This window comes from Ramlibacter lithotrophicus (assembly GCF_012184415.1).
Classification (GTDB): domain Bacteria; phylum Pseudomonadota; class Gammaproteobacteria; order Burkholderiales; family Burkholderiaceae_C; genus Ramlibacter; species Ramlibacter lithotrophicus.
Map to the genome: position 1 here is coordinate 330,369 of NZ_VTOX01000002.1, position 18,883 is coordinate 349,251.

15 protein-coding genes are annotated in these 18,883 nt (G+C 69.6%); 6 read left to right on the forward strand and 9 right to left on the reverse strand.

Annotated elements, in window-relative coordinates:
- Together RAMLITH_RS07615 and RAMLITH_RS07620 are read right to left on the reverse strand one after the other, a co-directional pair.
- Nucleotides 1-888 (reverse strand): ABC transporter permease, encoded by an 888-nt coding sequence (locus RAMLITH_RS07615; RefSeq protein ID WP_168106776.1) that lies wholly within the window; start codon nt 886-888, stop codon nt 1-3.
- A gap of 10 nt (nt 889-898) precedes the next feature.
- A complete protein-coding gene (locus tag RAMLITH_RS07620; RefSeq protein WP_168106777.1) occupies nt 899-2,005 on the reverse strand; it encodes an ABC transporter ATP-binding protein in 1,107 nt (368 codons plus the stop codon).
- A gap of 151 nt (nt 2,006-2,156) precedes the next feature.
- On the opposite strand from RAMLITH_RS07620, the gene RAMLITH_RS07625 reads away from it, so the two are divergent.
- Together RAMLITH_RS07625 and RAMLITH_RS07630 are read left to right on the forward strand one after the other, a co-directional pair.
- The gene (locus tag RAMLITH_RS07625; RefSeq protein ID WP_168106778.1) at nt 2,157-3,011 is read left to right on the forward strand and encodes an IclR family transcriptional regulator; all 855 of its coding nucleotides are present in this window, start codon (nt 2,157-2,159) and stop codon (nt 3,009-3,011) included.
- Between the two features lie 153 nt (nt 3,012-3,164).
- The gene (locus RAMLITH_RS07630) at nt 3,165-3,758 is read left to right on the forward strand and encodes a peroxiredoxin (RefSeq protein ID WP_181017760.1); all 594 of its coding nucleotides are present in this window, start codon (nt 3,165-3,167) and stop codon (nt 3,756-3,758) included.
- A gap of 88 nt (nt 3,759-3,846) precedes the next feature.
- On the opposite strand, the gene RAMLITH_RS07635 is transcribed toward RAMLITH_RS07630, so the two are convergent.
- The 3 genes from RAMLITH_RS07635 to RAMLITH_RS07645 all read right to left on the reverse strand — a co-directional run bounded on the left by RAMLITH_RS07635 (nt 3,847) and on the right by RAMLITH_RS07645 (nt 8,074).
- Nucleotides 3,847-5,106 (reverse strand): nitronate monooxygenase, encoded by a 1,260-nt coding sequence (locus tag RAMLITH_RS07635; protein WP_168106779.1) that lies wholly within the window; start codon nt 5,104-5,106, stop codon nt 3,847-3,849.
- A gap of 224 nt (nt 5,107-5,330) precedes the next feature.
- Nucleotides 5,331-6,635 carry an NAD(P)/FAD-dependent oxidoreductase gene (locus RAMLITH_RS07640; RefSeq protein WP_168106780.1) on the reverse strand — a complete coding sequence of 435 codons (1,305 nt, stop codon included), beginning with the start codon at nt 6,633-6,635 and terminating at the stop codon, nt 5,331-5,333.
- Between the two features lie 20 nt (nt 6,636-6,655).
- Nucleotides 6,656-8,074: a homospermidine synthase gene (locus RAMLITH_RS07645; RefSeq protein WP_168106781.1), complete on the reverse strand. Its 1,419-nt coding sequence runs from the start codon at nt 8,072-8,074 to the stop codon at nt 6,656-6,658.
- A gap of 179 nt (nt 8,075-8,253) precedes the next feature.
- Here RAMLITH_RS07645 and RAMLITH_RS07650 point away from each other — a divergent pair, with 179 nt between their 5' ends.
- Nucleotides 8,254-9,612: an MBL fold metallo-hydrolase RNA specificity domain-containing protein gene (locus RAMLITH_RS07650; protein WP_168106782.1), complete on the forward strand. Its 1,359-nt coding sequence runs from the start codon at nt 8,254-8,256 to the stop codon at nt 9,610-9,612.
- A 1-nt stretch (nt 9,613) separates the two neighbouring features.
- On the opposite strand, the gene RAMLITH_RS07655 is transcribed toward RAMLITH_RS07650, so the two are convergent.
- The gene (locus RAMLITH_RS07655; RefSeq protein WP_168106783.1) at nt 9,614-10,291 is read right to left on the reverse strand and encodes a sulfite exporter TauE/SafE family protein; all 678 of its coding nucleotides are present in this window, start codon (nt 10,289-10,291) and stop codon (nt 9,614-9,616) included.
- A 25-nt stretch (nt 10,292-10,316) separates the two neighbouring features.
- Complete coding sequence (gene hemN, locus RAMLITH_RS07660) at nt 10,317-11,699, reverse strand: oxygen-independent coproporphyrinogen III oxidase (protein ID WP_168107202.1); 1,383 nt, start codon at nt 11,697-11,699, stop codon at nt 10,317-10,319.
- A 204-nt stretch (nt 11,700-11,903) separates the two neighbouring features.
- Here hemN and fnr point away from each other — a divergent pair, with 204 nt between their 5' ends.
- Nucleotides 11,904-12,608, forward strand: coding sequence for a fumarate/nitrate reduction transcriptional regulator Fnr (gene fnr, locus RAMLITH_RS07665; protein ID WP_168107203.1), 705 nt, complete (start codon nt 11,904-11,906; stop codon nt 12,606-12,608).
- Here fnr and RAMLITH_RS07670 read toward each other — a convergent pair.
- Nucleotides 12,586-15,249 (reverse strand): bifunctional acetate--CoA ligase family protein/GNAT family N-acetyltransferase, encoded by a 2,664-nt coding sequence (locus RAMLITH_RS07670; RefSeq protein WP_168106784.1) that lies wholly within the window; start codon nt 15,247-15,249, stop codon nt 12,586-12,588. The two genes, fnr and RAMLITH_RS07670, sit on opposite strands and share 23 nt — an antisense overlap.
- A gap of 145 nt (nt 15,250-15,394) precedes the next feature.
- Between RAMLITH_RS07670 and RAMLITH_RS07675 the strand changes: the two genes are divergently transcribed.
- Nucleotides 15,395-15,811, forward strand: coding sequence for a TraR/DksA family transcriptional regulator (locus RAMLITH_RS07675; RefSeq protein WP_168106785.1), 417 nt, complete (start codon nt 15,395-15,397; stop codon nt 15,809-15,811).
- A gap of 117 nt (nt 15,812-15,928) precedes the next feature.
- Here RAMLITH_RS07675 and RAMLITH_RS07680 read toward each other — a convergent pair whose 3' ends face one another.
- Complete coding sequence (locus RAMLITH_RS07680) at nt 15,929-17,680, reverse strand: PHA/PHB synthase family protein (RefSeq protein WP_168106786.1); 1,752 nt, start codon at nt 17,678-17,680, stop codon at nt 15,929-15,931.
- Nucleotides 17,681-17,819: 139 nt separating this feature from the next.
- Between RAMLITH_RS07680 and RAMLITH_RS07685 the strand changes: the two genes are divergently transcribed.
- A complete protein-coding gene (locus RAMLITH_RS07685) occupies nt 17,820-18,809 on the forward strand; it encodes a zinc-dependent alcohol dehydrogenase family protein (protein WP_238344107.1) in 990 nt (329 codons plus the stop codon).
- Nucleotides 18,810-18,883 lie beyond the last annotated feature (74 nt).

Consider the following 18,883-nt stretch of genomic DNA (forward strand, 5'->3'; position numbering starts at 1 on the left):
CTAGCCCATCGCCTTCTTGTAGGAGCGCTCCACCACGCGGTTGTAGCTGAGCATCACGATGAGGTTGGCCGCCAGCAGCGTCAGCGCCAGCGCGGCGCCAAGCGGCCAGTTCAGCTCGTGCAGGTATTCGTCGTACACCAGCGTCGCCACCATCTTGAGCCTTCGCCCGCCGAGCAGGCCGGGAATCGCGAACGCGCTGGCGCTCAACCCGAACACGATGAGGCTGCCCGAGAGAATGCCGGGCAGCACCTGGGGAAAGATGATCCGGCGCACGATCGTGAACGGCGACGCGCGCAGCGACAGCGCCGCGTCCTCCACGCCCGGATCAAGTTTTTGCAGCGAAGTCCAGACCGGGATGATCATGAACGGCAGCATGATGTGCACCAGCGCGATGACGACGGCCGCCTCCGTGTACAGGATGCGCATCGCCGGCAGCCCAAGCCAGCGGAACGCGTTGTTCACGATTCCCTGCGGTCCCAGCAGCATGCTCCAGCCAAAGGCGCGAACGACCACCGACACGAGCAGTGGGGCCAGCACGACCAGCAGCAGGATGGAGCGCCATGGCGCGCGCATGCGGCTCAGGACATAGGCCTCCGGCGCGCCGATCACCACGCATATCAGCGTCACCAGGGCGGAGATCCAGAAGGTGCGCCAGAAGATGCCCAGGTAATAGTCGTCGGTGGCGATGGCTCCGTAGTGCGACAGCGTGAGTGCGGCTTGCACGCCGGTCTTGTGGTCGAACACCTGGAAGGAAAGCACCACGGTGAGCGCCAGCGGCACCAGCAGCAGGCATGCGAACAAGGCCAATGCCGGAGCCGACAGCAGCCAGGGATCGTCCAGGCGCCGGCGTGACGAACTGGCGGGCGCTGCGGCGGCGACGGCGTTCATCCCGGAACCCTCAGGCTGCCGACGCGGCGGCGAACTGTCCGCTCGCGCGATCGGTTTCGGTGGGGGTCGATTCCGCGACGGCCAGCACGCGAACCTGCGAGGCGGTCCAGTCCAGGCCAACGCTCGAGCCTTCCTCGACCGGGCGTTCCCCGTCGTTGGGGCAGACCACGACCAGTTCGCCGATGCTGGTGCTCACCCGATACAGCCACTGGCTGCCGAGGAAGAACCGCTCGTCCACGTTGCCCTCCAGCAAGCCCGTTCCGGCCGGGGCGAAGCGGATCTTTTCAGGCCGCAGGCTGAGGGCCACTGGCCGGCCCTCGGGCAGTCCGTGTCCTTCGAGCGGCAGCGACAGCGGCCCGATCTTCACCGAGGCGCCGGCGCGGTCGACTACGCCGTCCAGGAGGTTGGCCTTGCCGACGAAGCTGGAAATGAAGCGTGTCTGCGGATGCTCGTACAAGCGGTGCGGGCGATCGATCTGCGTGACCCGGCCCGCCTCCATGACGACCACGCGGTCGCTGATCGACATGGCCTCCGTCTGGTCGTGCGTCACCATGATGGTCGTCGTCCCGACCTTGCGCTGGATCTGTCGCAGCTCGAACTGCATTTCCTCGCGCAACTTCGCGTCCAGGTTCGACAGCGGTTCGTCGAGCAGCAGCACGGGGGGCTCGATCACCAGCGCGCGCGCCAGTGCGACGCGCTGGCGCTGGCCGCCGGACAGCTCCCTGGGATACCGGGCCGCATAGGGCTCGAGGTGCACCAGGGCCAGCGCCGCGGCCACGCGCTCGGCGCGCTCTGCCTTTGCGATGCGCAGCATCTCCAGTCCGAAGCTGACGTTGTCGCGCACGGTCATGTGCGGAAACAGCGCGTAGCTCTGAAACACGATCCCGAGCCCCCGGGTGTTCGGCTTGGCGTGCGTGATGTCGCGCCCCGCCAGCTCGATCCGCCCCGTGGTCACGGCTGCAAAGCCCGCGATCATCTGCAGCGTGGTGGTCTTGCCGCAGCCGGACGGCCCCAGCAGCGAGACGAACTCCCCCTTGTCGACGGAGAGATTCATATCGATCACCGCGGCCGCGCCGCCGTAGAACTTGGCGACGTCCGTCAGCTTCAGGAATGACATTGCAGCTCCACAGGCAACCGAATGAAGTGAACTGTTGACCGGTGCCCATGCTACCGGCGCGAAAAACCGCCGGTCAACAGGGAATTCCACTGCTCAAGATTTATTTCTGATATGTTCCGTTGTCCGGAATTTATTAATCAGGAATTGATAGATGATTCCAGCAGTTGCAAGGAAACGGACGCCGGCTGAACTCGAGAGCGGTGCGGCCAGCAGCGTCAGCCGCGCGATCGCCCTGGTACGCGCATTGGCGGATGCCCAGCTGGAAGGCGGGCGCGTCACGCACCTGGCGAAGGCGACCGGCCAGACGCAGGCCACCACCCACCGGCTGCTGCAGACGCTGGCCGCCGAGAAGGTCGTGGTGCAGGATGCCCAGACCAAGCGGTACCGATTGGCGATGGACTTCTTCACGCTGGCAGCCCGCGCCGGCGATTCCATGGGCCTGCGCGCGCTGTGCCGACCGGCACTGCTGCGACTCTGTGCCAGCCTGGGTGACACCATCTTCCTGCTGGTGCGCAGCGGTTTCGACGCGGTCTGCCTCGACCGGACGGAAGGTCCATTTCCGATCCGCTCCTTCACCGGCGACATCGGGGGTCGCATCGCGCTTGGCGTCGGCCAGGGCGGCATGGCGATCCTCGCCATGCTGCCGGAATCCGAGCGCGAAGAGGTCATCCGTTTCAACCTGCCGCGGGTGCGCGAGTACGGCGTTTTCGACGAGGTCTACCTGCGCACGGAGATCGAGCGAGTGCGCCAGCTTGGCTACGCCGGCCGCAACACGGGCCTGCTCGAAGGAATGGCCGGCGTGGCCGTGCCGATCCTCGACCACACCGGACGAGCGATCGCGGCCTTGAGCGTAGGCACCATCGCCTCGCGCCTGAGCGAGGACCGGCTGCCCGCCGTCGTCGACCTGCTGCGCCGCGAGGCAGCCGCCATCGGGCCGCGCGTCAACCCGTTCGACCCGACCCTGCGCCGCCCGGCGCAGAGCCTGTCACCTCTTTCCGGAAGCTGACGGACGCGCAGCGCGAAGCGCTGCATTTCGTCGCCATGATGCGAGTGCGGGACCGGCAAATGCCGGGCTCGGCGCATTGGGATCCATCAACGCAGCCCTTCCCGGCCTCCAGGAGTGAGAATGGCGCTGCTTGCAACTGCCAGGGGTGAAGTGATGAGACTCATGCAATTCGCGCCGATGACCCTGCTGCTTGCTGGTTTCGCCGCGCAGCCTGCCTTCGCGGTGCTGAAGGTGGGCGACCAGGCGCCGGACTTCGCCGCCGAAGCGGCCCTCGGCGGCAGTCCGTTCACGTTCAAGCTGTCGGAGGCCCTGGCGAAGGGCCCGGTGGTGCTTTACTTCTATCCGAAGGCATTCACGACAGGCTGCACCATCGAGGCCAACGCCTTCGCCGAGGCGACGCCACGCTTCCGTGCACTGGGCGCCACCGTGATCGGCATCTCGAATGACACGATCGAGACGCTCAAGCGCTTCTCGGTGGAGGCCTGCCGCAACCAGTTCGCCGTCGCGGCCGATGCGCGGTCCAAGGTGATCCAGGCCTACGACGCGGCCAGCACCTTCTCGCGCAGCATGGCGGCGCGAGTGTCGTACGTGATCGACGGGTCCGGCCGCATCGTGTTCACGCACGACAGCATGAGCCCCGAGGGCCACGTCACGGAGACGCTCAAGGTCATCGAGCGATTACAGGCCCGCACGGGCCAGCCATCGTCGACAACGGCACCTCGCCCATCACGCCCCGCGCCACCCTGAGCGGCTTCAATCCTGGCCGGAAGGGGCATCAGTCCTCGCCGGAGCACCTCGCATGCGAGGCAGGGATGTCCTACGCCGCAAGCCGCGCTCAGGCCTGCTCCTCCCGCGGCGGCAAGGCGATCTGGTTGCCTACGCTGAACTGATAGTCCTTGAACACATGCTCGGCGCTGAGCAGCTGGTAGGTGCCGTCGGCCTTCCTGTGGGTGGTGTCCTTGAGGCGGTAGGTGTAATGGCCGCAGGTCCAGCAATTGAAGTTGCGCATGTGGGTGCACAGGCACGTCTTGTCCATCACCACGACGGTCTTCTGGTCGGGATGGGCCAGCACTTCGCGGTTGTAGGCATCGATGTAGGCGCAGTTGCCGTTGGCGTCGAGCAGGTAGCCATAGGATTCGCAGCCCGGACGGATGCCCGAACCGATCGCCGGCGTGTTCCTCAGCATGCGCATCGGGTAGCCGGTCGGCGAGATGCCGTTGACGATGATGTCGTCCTCGGTGGCCTTCAGGTATTCCTGCTTCACGTCGACGGGCAAGCCACATTCGTGCGTGATGGTGAAGCGCGTCGCCACCTGCACGCCGCCTGCGCCCTGTTCCAGGAAGCCCACGGCATCCGTCCCGGTGAAGATCCCGCCCGCGGCAACGACCGGAATGGCAAGCTGCTCGGCGCGCAGGAAGGCGTGGACCTCGTCCATGATGGTGTGCAGGTCGTATTCGGCCCAATCCATGCCGAAGCCGAGGTGGCCGCCGGCCAGCGGTCCTTCGACGATGACATAGTCAGGCAACCGGTCCAGCCTGGCGTTCTTGCGCAGGAACAACTGCAGCGCACGCGCGGACGACACGATGATGCCCAGCTTGGCATCGCGAAAGCGCGGATGGTCGGCGATCAGCCCGAAGGAACCCAGGTGCAAGCCCGCCGACAGGGTGATGCCGTCGATGCCGCCGTCCAGTGCCGCCGACAGGCGCGTGCGCAGGGTTTCGCGCGGCGCATTCATGGTCAGCTTTTCCATGCAGTTGACGAAGACGAGGCCGTCACCTCTCTTCGCCTCCATGGTCGAGCGCACGTGGTTGATCGTCGCTTCCGCCAGCCGGTCCATGTCGAACTGGACGACGGCCTTGTTCAGGTTGTTGATGTTGAACTTGTAGGTCCGGGTCTTGTCCTTGACGAAGGTGGTGTCGAACTTGCGGTCCGACACGTCGTGGACCATCGCATCGGAAATGTGGCCGATGCCGCCCAGGCGCGCCGCCTCCAGCGCCAGCTCCGAGGTCGAAATATCGACACCCATGCCGCCGATCATGATCGGCACATAGTCCCTGTCGCCCAGTTTCAGGCGGAAATCATCAACACGTTTCATCGCTTGTCTTGCTTGGAAGGTCCTCGGCCCGGCCCTGGACCTTCGTCTGTCGTCTCGGAAGCCTCGCTCCCGTCAGCGTCTCGCGATCCTGGTACGCCCATTTCGGCCGGCCGGGTGGCAGCGGGGGCGCGGCCTGGGTCCAGGGGCGATTGTCACCCCTGCGTCGCCGAAATGGTGGGCACCCCCATTCCCGTGGTTCATGTCGCCTGGCGGCGGGCCAGACCCTACAGCGCGTCCCGCAGCCGGTAATACATCATCCCGAGCACCAGCGCCGGCGTGCGCATCAGCGCCCCGCCGGGGAAGGCGTGGTGCCTGATCCGCGAGAAGAGGTCGAAGCGCTCCGCCTGGCCGGCGATCGCCAGCGCCACCAGCTTGCCCGCCATGCCGGCCAGCGCCAGGCCGTGGCCGGAAAAGCCCTGCAGGTAATAGACGTTGTCGCCCAGCCGGCCGAAATCCGGCGCCTTGTTCATGCTGATGTCGACGAAGCCGCCCCAGGCGTAGGGGATCTCGACGCCGGCGAGCTGCGGGAACACCTTGAGCATGCTGGAGCGGATGCGCGCCACGATGTCGCGCGGCGCCGACGCGCTGTAGCTGTCGCCGCCGCCGAACAGCAGCCGGTCGTCGGCGCTGATGCGAAAGTAGTCCAGGACGAAATTGGTGTCCGACGCGGCGGGCCGGCCGCGCATCAGCGCATCAGCGCGCTCGCGCGCGAGCGGCTCGGTCGCGATCATGTAGGTGCCCACCGGCATGATGCGCGCGGCCACCTCCGGCGCGATGGCGTCCCCGTATTCGCCCAGGTACACGTTGCCGCCCAGCACGACGAAGCGGCATTCGCACTCGCCCTGCGCCGTCTTGACCAGCGGCCTGGCGCCGCGTTCCACCACGAACACCGGCGAGTTCTCGTGTATGCGCACGCCGCACGCGCGCGCAGCCTCCGCCAGGCCCAGGCAGTACTTCAGCGGGTGCAGATGGCCCGACGCCTCGTCGTACGCGGCGCCGTGGAAGCGATCGCTGGCCACCCACTGGCCGATCTCGCCCGGGCCGATCCAGCGCAGCGGATGGCCGTAGGCGCTGTCGACGTGCTCCATCCAGCGGCGCAGCGCCTGGGCCTTGCGCGGCTTGACGGCCAGGCTGAGGTAGCCGGACCGGTATTCGCACTCGATGCCGAAGCGCCGGATGCGCTCGCGCACCAGGTGCAGGCCTTCCACCGACACGTCCCACGCGCGGCGCGCGTCCTCGCGCGAGAACTGCTTCTCGATCGCGCATTCGCCGTCGCTGCCGAAGCCGACGATCACCTGGCCGCCGTTGCGTCCGGAGGCGCCCCAGCCGACGCGCTGCGCTTCCAGCAGCACCACGTCGTAGCCGCGGTCGGCGAGCTCCAGCGCGGCCGACAGGCCGGCATAGCCGCCGCCCACCACGCAGACGTCGGCCCGGGTGCGCTCGGCCAGGGCGCCCTCGGGCGCCCGGCGCGTCACGCTCGCTTCGTAGTAGGAGTTCTCGACGACGCCGAGTTCTTTCGTGAGGAGCATGGGTGCGCCACCGGTGGCGGTCAGGTCACGCGGAAGTTGATGAATTGCCAGGGATCGGCGGGATCCGTGGCCTCCGGGAACAGCTCGCTGCGTCCCTGCAGCGGCGTCCAGTCGCCCCACTGCCCCACGACGTCGCCCAGAAACGGCAGCGCGGCTTCCAGCACCGTTTCGTGGTCGAGGTCGTCCGGCTCCACCAGCCCGGCATCCGGATTGCGCAGCGCCCACACCATGCCGCCCAGGATGCCCGCCACCACCTGCAGGCTGGTGGCGTTGTTGTGCGGCACCAGCGCGCGCGCCTGTTCAACGGACAGGCGCGAGCCGTACCAGTAAACGCCTTTCGGGTTGCCCATCAGCAGCACGCCCAGTTCGTCGATGCCGCCGCTGATCTCGTCGCGGATGATGCGGTGGCGGTGCTGCAACTGCCAGTTCCTGCCCGCCATCTCATGCAGCGACAGCACCGCGTCGTCGCACGGGTGGTATGCGTAATGCACGGTGGGCCGGTACACGACCTGCCCGTTCTCGCGCAGCGTCAGGTGGTCGGCGATCGAGATCGATTCGGCGTGCGTCACCAGGAAGCCGTGGTACGGCCCTTCCAGCGGCGTCCAGCTGCGCACGCGGGTGGCGATGCCGGGCCGGTTCAGGTAGACCGCTGCATCGCACCCGAAGCCGTGGCGTCCGGCGTCTTCGGGCCAATGCCGCTCGTGGCTGCCCCAGCCAAGCTCCGCCGGCTGCAGTCCCTCGTCGGCGAAGCCCGCCACCGACCAGGTGTTCACGAACTCGCCAGGCGCCTTGCGCCGGTCCGAGGTCTGCGTGTCGCGCTCGGCGATGTGGATCACCTTCACCTGCAGCTGCCGCGCCAGCGCCGCCCATTCCTCGTAGCAGGTGGGCCGCTCGACCTTCAGGCCGGTCTGCTGCGCCATGTCCAGCAGCGCGCGCTTGGTGAAGGCCGACACCAGGCCGGGGTTCGCGCCCTGCGTAAGGACGGCCGTCGGCCCCGACCGCTTGTCCAGGCGGTACGCCAGCGCCTCCTCGCGCAGCGAGTAGTTCGAGCGCTGCGACGGCGTGAGGCGCGGGTCGTCGTAACGGCCGGGCCAGGGTTCGTTGCAGGTGTCCAGGTAGAACGCGCCGCGCTTGCGGCAGAAGCGGATCAGCGCCAGGCTGGACACGTCCACCGACAGGTTCAGCAGGAAGTCGCCCTCCCCCAGCAAGGGCTCGAGCACGGCCTCGTGGTTGCCCTCGCTGAGCGCCGTGGTGATGACCTCGACGCCATGCTGCGCGGCGATCCCGGTCTCGTCGGGCGTCGGCTTGACGATGCGGACGCGGGACGGCTCGACGCCGAGTTCGCGGGGCAGCACCGGCAGCATCGCCTGACCGATGCTGCCGAACCCCAGCATCACGAGCCGCCCAGAAAACGTGGTGCGCCGCCGGTCCTGTTTCATCGGCCTTGTTCCTTGCTTTGCCGGTCAGTGTCCAGGCCACGCCCCGGCCGGCCCGTCAGCAGCCGCAAGGAGCTGCTGTAGGACCACGTGAATCATAGGTCGCGCCGCCGCGCCGTGCGCCTCAGGCCGGGGTTGACTCACGTCAACCCGGCCGCACCGGGCGTTCCTAGACTGCAACCATGGACCTGCAGTTCCTCGGCGCGACCGAAACGGTGACCGGTTCGAAGTACCTGCTGCGGACCGGCCACAGCACGGTGCTGGTCGACTGCGGCCTGTTCCAGGGCTACAAGCCGCTGCGGCTGCGCAACTGGAGTCCCTTGCCGGTGCGGGCGGCCGCCATCGACGCCGTGGTCCTGACCCACGCCCACCTCGACCACAGCGGTTACGTGCCGCTGCTGGCGCGGCAGGGGTTCAAGGGACCGGTGTATTGCACGCCGGCGACCTTCGACCTGTGCCGCATCCTGCTCACCGATTCGGGCCACCTGCTCGAGGAAGAGGCCGAGTACCTCAACCAGCACGGTTTGTCCAAGCACAAGCCGGCGCTGCCGCTCTACACCCGCGATGACGCGCTGCGCTGCTTCAAGCTGTTCCGACCGCGCGATTTCGGCGAAACCTGGTCGGCTACCGAAGACCTGCGGGTGCGCTTCTCGCGCTCGGGTCACCTGCCCGGGTCGGCGTTCGCGCAGGTGGAAGACGGCGGGCGCTCGATCCTGTTCTCGGGCGACCTCGGGCGGCCGCACGACACCATCCTGCGGCCGCCGGCGCGCCTGCCCGGCGCCGACTACCTGGTCATCGAATCGACCTATGGCGACCGCCGGCACGAGGCCCGCGATCCGCTGGAACAGCTCGCCGAGGTCATCAACCGCACCGCCTCGCGCGGCGGGATGGTGCTGATTCCGGCCTTCGCCGTGGGGCGCACGCAGGCCCTGCTGCACCTGCTGCACGTGCTGCGCCAGCGCCGCGCGATCCCGCCGCTGCCGGTGTACCTGAACAGCCCGATGGCAGCCAGCGCCACCGAGATCTACCACCGGCACGTGGAGGAATTGCGCCTGACGGTCGAGGAATGCGACGCGATGGCCAGCCACGTCCACGTGGTGACCACGCCCGACGAGTCGCGCCAGCTGAACGCCAGGCACGGGCCGATGATCATCATCGCCGCCAGCGGGATGGCAACCGGCGGCCGGGTGGTACATCACCTCAAGGCGTTCGCCCCGGACCACCGCAACACCATCCTGCTGACCGGCTTCCAGGCCGGCGGCACCCGCGGCGCCACCCTGGCCAGCGGCGCGCCCACCGTGCGCATCCACGGCGAGGACGTGCCGGTGCGCGCCGAGGTGGCCATGATCCACACCTTGTCGGCGCATGCCGATGCCGACGAGATCCTGGGCTGGCTGGGCGGGTTCGCGAAGCCGCCGCGGCAGACCTTCATCACGCACGGGGAACCGCAGGCCGGCGACGCGCTGCGCCAGCGCATCGAGCGCGAACTGGGCTGGGAGTGCCGCCTGCCGTATTACCTGGAGAGCGTGACGCTCGATTGAATCAGGTCGCGCACCACATCGCGATGCGGTGCGACATGTCCATCCACAGCGCCCAGCCGGCCACCGCGACCAGCAGCGCGCCGGCCGCACGGGTACCCCAGTCCTGGCGGAACCGGTTGCCCCACTGCGCCAGCCGGGCGAGCAACGCCGGCGCGAGCGCGAGCGACAGCCCGCTGCCCAGGGCAAACAGCGCCATCGCGGCCGCACCTTCCAGCGGCCCGCCGCTGAGCGACGCGACCAGCAGGGCGGAATAAAGCAGGCCGCACGGCATCAGCGCCCACAGCGTGCCGGTGGCGAACACGCCGCCGCGCGCGGTGGCCATCGGGCGCACCCGGGTCCACACGCTGCGGCCGGCGTTGCTGACCCACATCGGCTGGCGCGCCAGCGCGACCAGCATCAGCCCCCAGGCCAGCACGGCCAGGTGGAACAGCGTCCAGACCGGACGCAGGGCCGCCATGTTGGAGGTGAGCCAGCCCAGGCTCTGCACGGTGAGCGCCGCGGCGGCGCCGGCGGCGCTATAGCCGGCCAGGCGGCCGGCATGGAAGGCCCACATCGAACGGGCGGGCGTGCCGCGCCCGGCCCGGGTCAGGCCGGCGCAGGCCGCGCCGCACATGGCGATGCAGTGCGGTCCTCCGGCCAGCCCCATCAGGAGCGCCGAGAAGGCGAGCGCGAACGACATGGCGACAGGGACCGGCGGCGGGTCCTCAGATGATGCGGGAGAAGCGGGCGCGGTTGCGGTCGGCCTGCAGGTACTTGTCGAACACCATGGCGACGGCGCGCACGAAGTACCAGCCCATGGCCGTCACCTGGATGCCGGTGTCGTCGACGACGACCAGCCCCTGCTCCTGCTGCGCCTTGAGGGTCTCGAGCTCCGTCGCGAAATATTCGCGGAAGTCCAGCAGCCAGGCCAGTTCGATCGATTCGAACGTCACCTGGCCCTGGCACATGATGGCCATGATCACGGCGCGGCGCACCAGGTCGTCGCGGCTGAGCGCCAAGCCGCGCACGATCGGCAGCCGGCCATGGTCGATCAGGTCGCAGTACTCCTCCATCGTCTTGGCGTTCTGGCTGTAGGTGGCGCCCACCTTGCCGATGGACGACACGCCCAGGCCGATCAGGTCGCAATCCGAGTACGTGCTGTAGCCCTGGAAGTTGCGGTGCAGGCGGCCCTGGCGCTTGGCCACGGCCAGCGAGTCGTCGGGCAGCGCGAAGTGGTCCATGCCGATGTAGACGTAGCCGGCTTCCTGCAGCGTGTTGAGCGACTGCGACAGCATGGTCACCTTGTCCGGCACCGGCGGCAGTTCGGAGCCCAGGATCCGGCGCTGCGGCTTGAAGCGCTCGGGCAGGTGGGCATAGGCGTAGACGGCGATGCGGTCGGGCCGCAGGTCCTTGATCTGTTCCAGCGTGCGGGCGAACGACTCGGGCGTCTGCCGCGGCAGGCCGTAGATCAGGTCGACGTTGATCGACTCGAAGCCGATGGCGCGGGACTGCTCGACCAGCTTGAACACCTGCTCGGCCGGCTGGATGCGGTGCACCGCCTTCTGCACGTCGGCGTCGAAATCCTGGACCCCGAAGGACAGGCGGTTGAAGCCCAGGCCCCACAGGGCCTGCAGCCGCTGGCCGTCGATCGTGCGCGGATCGACCTCGATCGAATATTCCCCGCCCGGCGCGAACGTAAAATTGCGCCGCAGCATGCTCATCAGTTCGCCGAGCTCCTCGTCGGACAGGAAAGTGGGGGTCCCGCCGCCCAGGTGCAACTGGCTGACGGACTGGCCGATTCCCAGGCGCTCGGTGTGCAGGTCCACCTCGCGGGCCAGGTACTTCAGGTAGCCGGCCGCCCGCTCGTGGTGCTTGGTGATGATCTTGTTGCAGCCGCAGTAATAGCAGAGCGACTCGCAGAAGGGGATATGGACGTACAGCGACAAGGGCATCGCCAGCGCCGCCGGACCGGCCTTGCGCTGCTCCAGCGCCTGGCCGTAGTCGGTGTCCGTGAACGCCTCCACGAAGCGGTCCGCTGTCGGATACGAGGTGTAACGGGGGCCGGGAACGTCGTAGCGCCGCAGCAGCTCGGGCGAGAGAGGTGTCATCGTGGATGCGAACATGGAAGTATGGCTCATACTTTGCGGGCGGGTTCACCCTGGATGATTGATATTAATCAACCCGGTCCGGATGCCCATCCGGACAATTTGACTTAGATCAGAACTGACCCGGCCATGAACGAAACCCCCCTGCACGCCCACGAGGCGAACCTGATACCGTCGAGCGAACCACCGCTGTTCGACGGGCACAGCATGAAGGTGGCGTGTTCGAACTGCAACCTGCGCGAGCTGTGCATGCCGGTCGGCCTCAGCCCCCACGAACTGGCCCGCATCGACGAGGTGGTGGCCGTGCGGCGCAAGGTCAAGCGCGGCACCACCCTCTTTCGCAACGGCGAGGTGTTCCAGTCGCTGTTCGCGATCCGCACGGGATTCTTCAAGACCTGCGTCACGGCCGAAGACGGCCGCGACCAGGTGACTGGCTTCCAGATGGCCGGCGAGATCATCGGCCTGGACGGCATCGTCAACGACCACCACACCTGCGACGCGGTCGCGCTGGAGGACGCCGAGGTCTGCGTGATGCCGTTCGATCGCATCGGCGAGCTCTCGCGCGAGGTCAACGCGCTGCAGCACCACGTGCACCGGATCATGAGCCGCGAGATCGTGCGCGAGCACGGCGTCATGCTGCTGCTCGGGAGCATGCGGGCCGAGGAGCGGCTGGCCGCCTTCCTGCTGAACCTGGTGCAGCGGCTGCACGCGCGCGGCTTCTCGCGCTCGGAACTGGTGCTGCGCATGACGCGCGAGGAGATCGGCAGCTACCTCGGGCTGAAGCTCGAGACCGTCAGCCGCACCTTCTCGAAGTTCGCCGAGGACAACATCGTGGAGGTGCGCCAGCGTCACGTCCGCATCCTCGACACCGCCGCCCTGCGCCGCATCGTCAACCAGCAGCCGGCAGCGTAAGCCGCATCGCCATCACGCCTTCTGGCTGGAGCGTCACCCGGAAGCCCAGCTTGCGCGCCAGCGCCGCCATGCCGGCGTTCTCGGCCAGGCACTCCCCCACCACCTCCCCCGTGCCGCGCTCGCGCAGGTAGCGCAGCAGCTTGTCCATGAGCGCGCGGCCCAGCCCGCGGCGCTGCCACGGGCCGGCGACCTGGATCGCGAACTCCGCCTGCAGGTTGTCGGGGTCGCACACGGCCCGCACCTCGCCGGCCATGCCGTCGCCGGCCGCCGCCTGCGGATCGATCGCGACGAAGGTCATCTCGCGCTCGTAGTCGATCTGGCAATAGCGCGCCAGCTCGGAGTGCGGCACCTCGCGCCGCGACAGGAAGAAGCGCAGCCGCATGTCGGCCGGGGAAGCGCCGGCATAGAAGGCCGTGAGCCGCTCGCCGTCCTCGGGCCGGATCGGGCGCAGCAGCAGCACGCTGTCGCCCAGGGTCACGCGCTCCTCCAGTTGGCCCGGATACGGCCGCACGGCCAGCCGGCTCGGCTCGCCTGGGGCGGGGCGGCGCACGCGCACGCGCGCATCCAGCGCCAGCACGCCTTGCGCATCGGCCAGCAGTGGATTGATGTCCAGTTCCTGCAGCGCCGGCAGGTCGCACGCCATCTGCGACACCTTCAGGATCGTGCCGAGCAGCGCCCGCTGGTCCACCGGCGGCTGGCCGCGCCAGCCCGCCAGCAGCGCGCCGACATGGGTCTGGTCCACCAGGTCACGGGCCAGGCGCTCGTTCAGGGGCGGCAGGCCCACGGCGCGGTCCTTGCGCAGCTCGACGGCCGTGCCGCCTTCGCCGAACAGCACCACCGGGCCGAACACGGCATCGCTGGCGATACCGACGATCAGTTCCTGCGCCCGCCGGCGCTGCGCCATCGCCTGCACGGTGAAGCCCAGCACGTGGGCCTGCGGCTGGGCATGGGCGATGCGCTGGCGCATCTTCACGGCGGCGGCCCGCACTTCGTCCGCGCTCGCCAGCCCCAGCGCGACGCCACCGACGTCGGACTTGTGAACGATCTCCGGCGAGACCACCTTGAGCGCCACCGGAAAGCCGATGCTGGCCGCGGCCAGCACGGCCTCCTCGGCGTCGCGCACCTTGACGCTCGCCACCGCGGGGATTCCGTACGCCTGCAGCAGCCGGGCCGTCTGGGCGCTGTCCAGCCACTCGCGGCCCTCGCGCAGCGCCTCCTGCAGCACGGCATCGGCGGCCGCTGCGTCGGGCCGGAACTCGCCCAGCATCGCCGCCGGCAACTGCAGCAGCGCCTCCTGGTTGCGCGCATAGCTCGCGCGCTGCAGCCAGGCGGCCACCGCGCGCTCGGGCGTGCCGTAGGTGGCGATGCCCGCCCCGCTGAACGCCTGGCGCGCGCCGGCGACCACCTGGCCGCCGAGCCAGCACGCGAGCACCGGCTTGGCCGCCGCGCGCACCAGCGGCAGGCAGGCGGCCGCGATCTCGGCGGCCGGCACGATGGCCGTCGGCGCATGCATGAACAGCACGCCGTCGACCTCCGGCGCCGCCAGCAACACCCGCAAGGCGTCGGCGTAACGCGCCACCGGCGCGTCGCCGATGATGTCCACCGGATTGGCACGCGGCCAGCTGTCCGGCAGGCACTCGTCGAGCGCACGCAGCGTCGCGGGCCCGAGTTCGGCCAGGCGGCCGCGCCCGGCCATCAGCGCGTCCACGGCCAGCACGCCGGCGCCGCCGCCGTTGGTGAGGATTGCCAACCGCTCGCCGCGCCACGCCTTCACGTGGGCCAGCGTCTGGGCGGCGTCGAAAAGGTCTTCCAGCGTGTCCACCCGCAGCATGCCGGCACGGCGCACCGCCGCGTCGAACACCGCGTCCGAGCCGGCGAGCGCGCCGGTGTGCGAGGCCGCGGCCCTGGCGCCCTCGGGCGCGCGGCCGGCCTTGACGACGATCACCGGCTTGTTGCGAGCCGCCGCCCGCGCGGCGGACATGAACTTGCGCGCCTGCGTCACGGCCTCCATGTACATCAGGATGGCGCGAGTGCCGGGGTCGCTGGCGAGGTAGTCGAGGACGTCGCCGAAATCGACGTCGGCGCAGTCGCCGAGCGAGACGAAATGCGAGAACCCGATGCCGTGGCCGTTGGCCCAGTCCAGCATCGCGGTGGCGAGCGCCCCCGACTGCGTGACGAAGGCGAGGCTGCCGGGCTGCGCATTGCCCGGCGCGAAACTGGCATTCAGGCCGGCGCCGGGCACCAGCACGCCCAGGCAGTTGGGACCGAGGATGCGCAGCAGCGCGGGCCTGGCCGCGGCCAGCATCGCCTGTTCGGCCGGCGTGTGCCGCAGGCCCGCCGTGATGACGGCTGCCGCTCGCGTGCCCTTGCGCGCGAGCGCTTCGATGATCGACGGGACGGCCGCCGCCGGCGTGCAGACGACGGCGAGGTCGGGCGCCTGCGGCAGCGAATCGACGTCGGGGAACGCCTGCAGGCCGCCGACCACGCTCGCGTGCCGGTCCACGATCCACAGCGGTCCCTGGAAGCCGGCCTGCTGCAGGTTGCGCAACACGACGTTGCCGACCTGGCCGGGTCGTTCCGGCACCCCGACCACCGCCACGGACGCGGGCGCGAACAGCGCCTCGAGGTTGCGGACGCTCATGACACTCCCTTTCGACGCGCCGGCCCGAGGGCGTAGCCCGCGCCGGGCGCAGTTCAGGTTAGTGCTGCGCCGCGGGGTGGCCATTGTTCCAGATCAAGGACAACCGAGGGCCTCGCCGACACAATCCGAGGACCCCGAGGCTCCGATGGACACCTACAGCCGCACCCTGGCCCCGCGCTTCGCGCAGCTGCTGGCCCAGCGCGAGTCGGAGTTGCGCGCCATCCTGCGGCCCATCGGCGAGGTCGCGGTGCAAGGCCCAGGCGCGCAGGAGCGCGAAGTGCTCGACTTCAAGGACATGGCCGTCGAGGAAACGCAGTCGGTGGTGGACGAGGCCAAGGCCGACCACGCGCTCGAGGAGCTGGAACTGGTGCTGGCGGCGCGCCGCCGGCTGGCCGACCAGAGCTATGGCGAGTGCCTGGACTGCGGCGAGCCGATCGACCTGCGGCGCCTGGTGGCGATGCCGGCGACGCGCTTCTGCACGGCCTGCCAGGACGTCCACGAGCACGGCCGCGCGATCGAGGCCCGACGCTTCGCCAACCACGCCGGCAAGAGCAGGCCGTGAGGCCCAGGTCACCGCGCCGCCGCGTGCCGGCGGTCGCGGCGATCGAAGTGGTGCCCGCCGTCAGGCAGCTCGACGACACCCGCGCCGCCATCGCGCAGCACGCCCTGCCCCACTGACTCAGTCCTGGTAGACGTACGTGCCCGGCGCCGGAGTCGGGTGTCCGTTCTCCACGATCCCCGTCACCGTGCGTGCGGCGACCTTGCCGGTCGAATGCCGCACCAGCCATTCGTGCCAGCACGGCCACCAGGAACCGGCAAACGACGGCGCCCTTGCGAGCCACGCGTCCGGGTCGGCCGGGGCCTGTCCGCGCTCGTGCGTTTCGAACCGGTAGCTTGCCTGGGGATGGGCCCGCGGCCCCGACGGAGCGTTGACGATGCCGACGTTGTGGCCGCCGGAGGTCAGCAGGAAGCTCACCGGCACGTGCGCGAGGCCATGGATCTTGTAGACGGACCGCCACGGCGACACGTGGTCACGCTCGGTGCCGACCACGAACAGCGGTGCGGCCATGTCGCTCAGCTGCACCCAGTGTCCGGCCGCCGGATAGCGGTCCTCGGCCAGCTCGTTGCGCAGGTACAGCCGGCGCAGGTACTCGCTGTGCATGCGCGCGGGCAGCCGGGTGGCATCGGCGTTCCAGGCACCCAGGGCCGTGACCGGCGTCTGCGCACCCATCAGGTACTCGTGCACCAGCTTGGACCACACCAGGTCCTTCGAGTTGATCAGCTGGAAGGCGCCGGCCATCTGGCGGCCGTCGAGATAGCCGCGCTCGGCCATCAGGTCCTCGAGGAACGCCACCTGGCTCTCGTCGATGAACAGGCCCAGTTCACCCGGCTCGTGGAAGTCGACCTGCGCGGCGAGCAGGGTGACGGTCTGCAACGCAGCGTCCTCGCGGCGGCCGAGCACGGCGGCCGCGATCGCGAGCAGCGTGCCGCCGAGGCAGTAGCCGGCGGCATGGATGCGCGCGCCGGGGCACAGTTCGCGCACCGCCTGCAACGCGGCCAGCGGACCGAGCTGCAGGTAGTCCTCCATGCCGAGGCCGCGGTCCTCGCTGCCGGGGTTGCGCCACGACACCATGAACACGGTGTGGCCCCGCGCCACCAGGTAGCGCACCAGCGAATCGGCAGGCGTGAGGTCGAGGATGTAGTACTTCATGATCCACGACGGCACGATCAGCACCGGCTCGGCCTGCACCTCGCCGGTGGCCGGTTCGTACTGCAGCAGCTCGATCAGGTGGTTGCGGAACACCACCTTGCCCGGCGTCACCGCCACGGCTGCGCCCGGCCGGAACACCTCGACGCCGCGCGGCGGCCCGCCGGCCAGCACCGCCAGCGCATCGCGCGACCAGTTGCGCCAGCCGTTGGCCAGGTTGGCTCCGCCCGTGGCCACCGTTTCCTTGAGCACCTGCGGGTTGGTGGCGACGAAGTTCGACGGCGACCACATGTCGACGAACTGCCGCAGCGTGAACGCGACCAGCTCCTCGTGATGCCGCGACACGCCGCGCACGCCGGTGGCCGCTTCGTTCCACCAGCGATCGTGCAGCAGGAAGGCCTGCGACAGCGCGGCGGCGAACGGCAACTCCTGCCACTCATGCGGCGTGAAACGCTTGTCCTGCGGCAATGGCTCGATGCAGCGCGCGCACTCGCCGCGCCAGTTGTGCGTCGCGTAATGGCTCCAGGTCAGCGCCTTGCGCCAGGCGCTGCCGGCCAGCTCCGCGTGCCTGGCCGGCGACACCGCCAGGTGCGCCAGCCAGTCGGCATAGGCCATCGCCACCGAGGCCGGCGAGATGCCGTTCGCCAGCCGGGCCAGCCCATGCTTGAGCGGCTGGTCCAGCGGTTCGGGGCCGTGGTTGGCGGGAGAGCGTGCGTCGCTCATGGTGGTGCGGCCGCGAAAAGGCCTCCACGGTGATAGTGGACGCCGCGCCCGACTCATGTTTGCGCGACGTCAATCCCCGCAAGAATGCGGCTCGTCGCGCGCCCCGGCGCCGTACCATCGCCCCATGCTCCCGGCCTTCATGCGCGCGATGGCGGTCGCGCCCGACAGCCCGACGTTGCTCGCCACCCGCCGCCCCTTGCCGCAGCCGCACGGCCACGAGGTCCTGGTGCGCGTGCTCGCCTGCGGCGTGTGCCGCACCGACCTGCACATCGTCGACGGCGAGCTGCCGCCGCACCGCGCCGGCGTCATTCCCGGCCACGAGGTGGTGGGCCGCGTCGTCGCGCGCGGGCCGCAGGCCAAGCAGTTCGCCATCGGCCAGCGCATCGGCATTCCATGGCTGGCGCAGACCTGCGGCCACTGCGCCTTCTGCGTCATGGACCGCGAGAACCTGTGCGACGAGCCGGTCTTCACCGGCTACGACCGCGACGGCGGGTTTGCCGAGTACACCCAGGCCGACGAACGCTTCTGTTTCGCCCTGCCCGACCGCTACGACGACGCGCACGTGGCGCCATTGCTGTGCGCCGGACTGATCGGCTTTCGCGCCTGGCGGCTGGCCGGCGGCGCCACGCCGCACCGCCTGGGCCTGTATGGATTCGGCGCCGCAGCCCACGTCATCTGCCAGGTGGCGGTCGCGCGCGGCCAGGAGGTGCATGCCTTCACCCGCGAGGGCGACGGTGCGGGCCAGGCATTCGCCCGCTCGCTGGGCGCCGCGTGGGCCGGCAGCTCGGGCGAGTTGCCGCCGCGGCCGCTCGACGCGGCGCTGATCTTCGCCCCGGTGGGCGCGCTGGTGCCGGCGGCGCTGGCGGCCACGCGCAAGGGCGGCACCGTGGTCTGCGCCGGCATCCACATGAGCGCGATCCCGGCCTTCGACTACCGACTGCTGTGGGGCGAGCGCGTGCTGAAGTCGGTGGCCAACCTCACCCGCGCGGACGGCGACGCGTTCTTCCGGCTGGTCGCCGAGCTGGACCTGCGCACCCACGTGCAGGTCTTCGCGCTGGACGACGCCAACGCGGCGCTGGCCGCGGTGCGCGGCGGCCAGGTCAACGGCGCGGCCGTGCTGGTTCCCTGAGCGCGTGACCCCGCGCCCGCGCGGCGCGGATCCGCGCCTGCCAGGCGGCGGCACCGCACGGTGGGCCCGCCCGC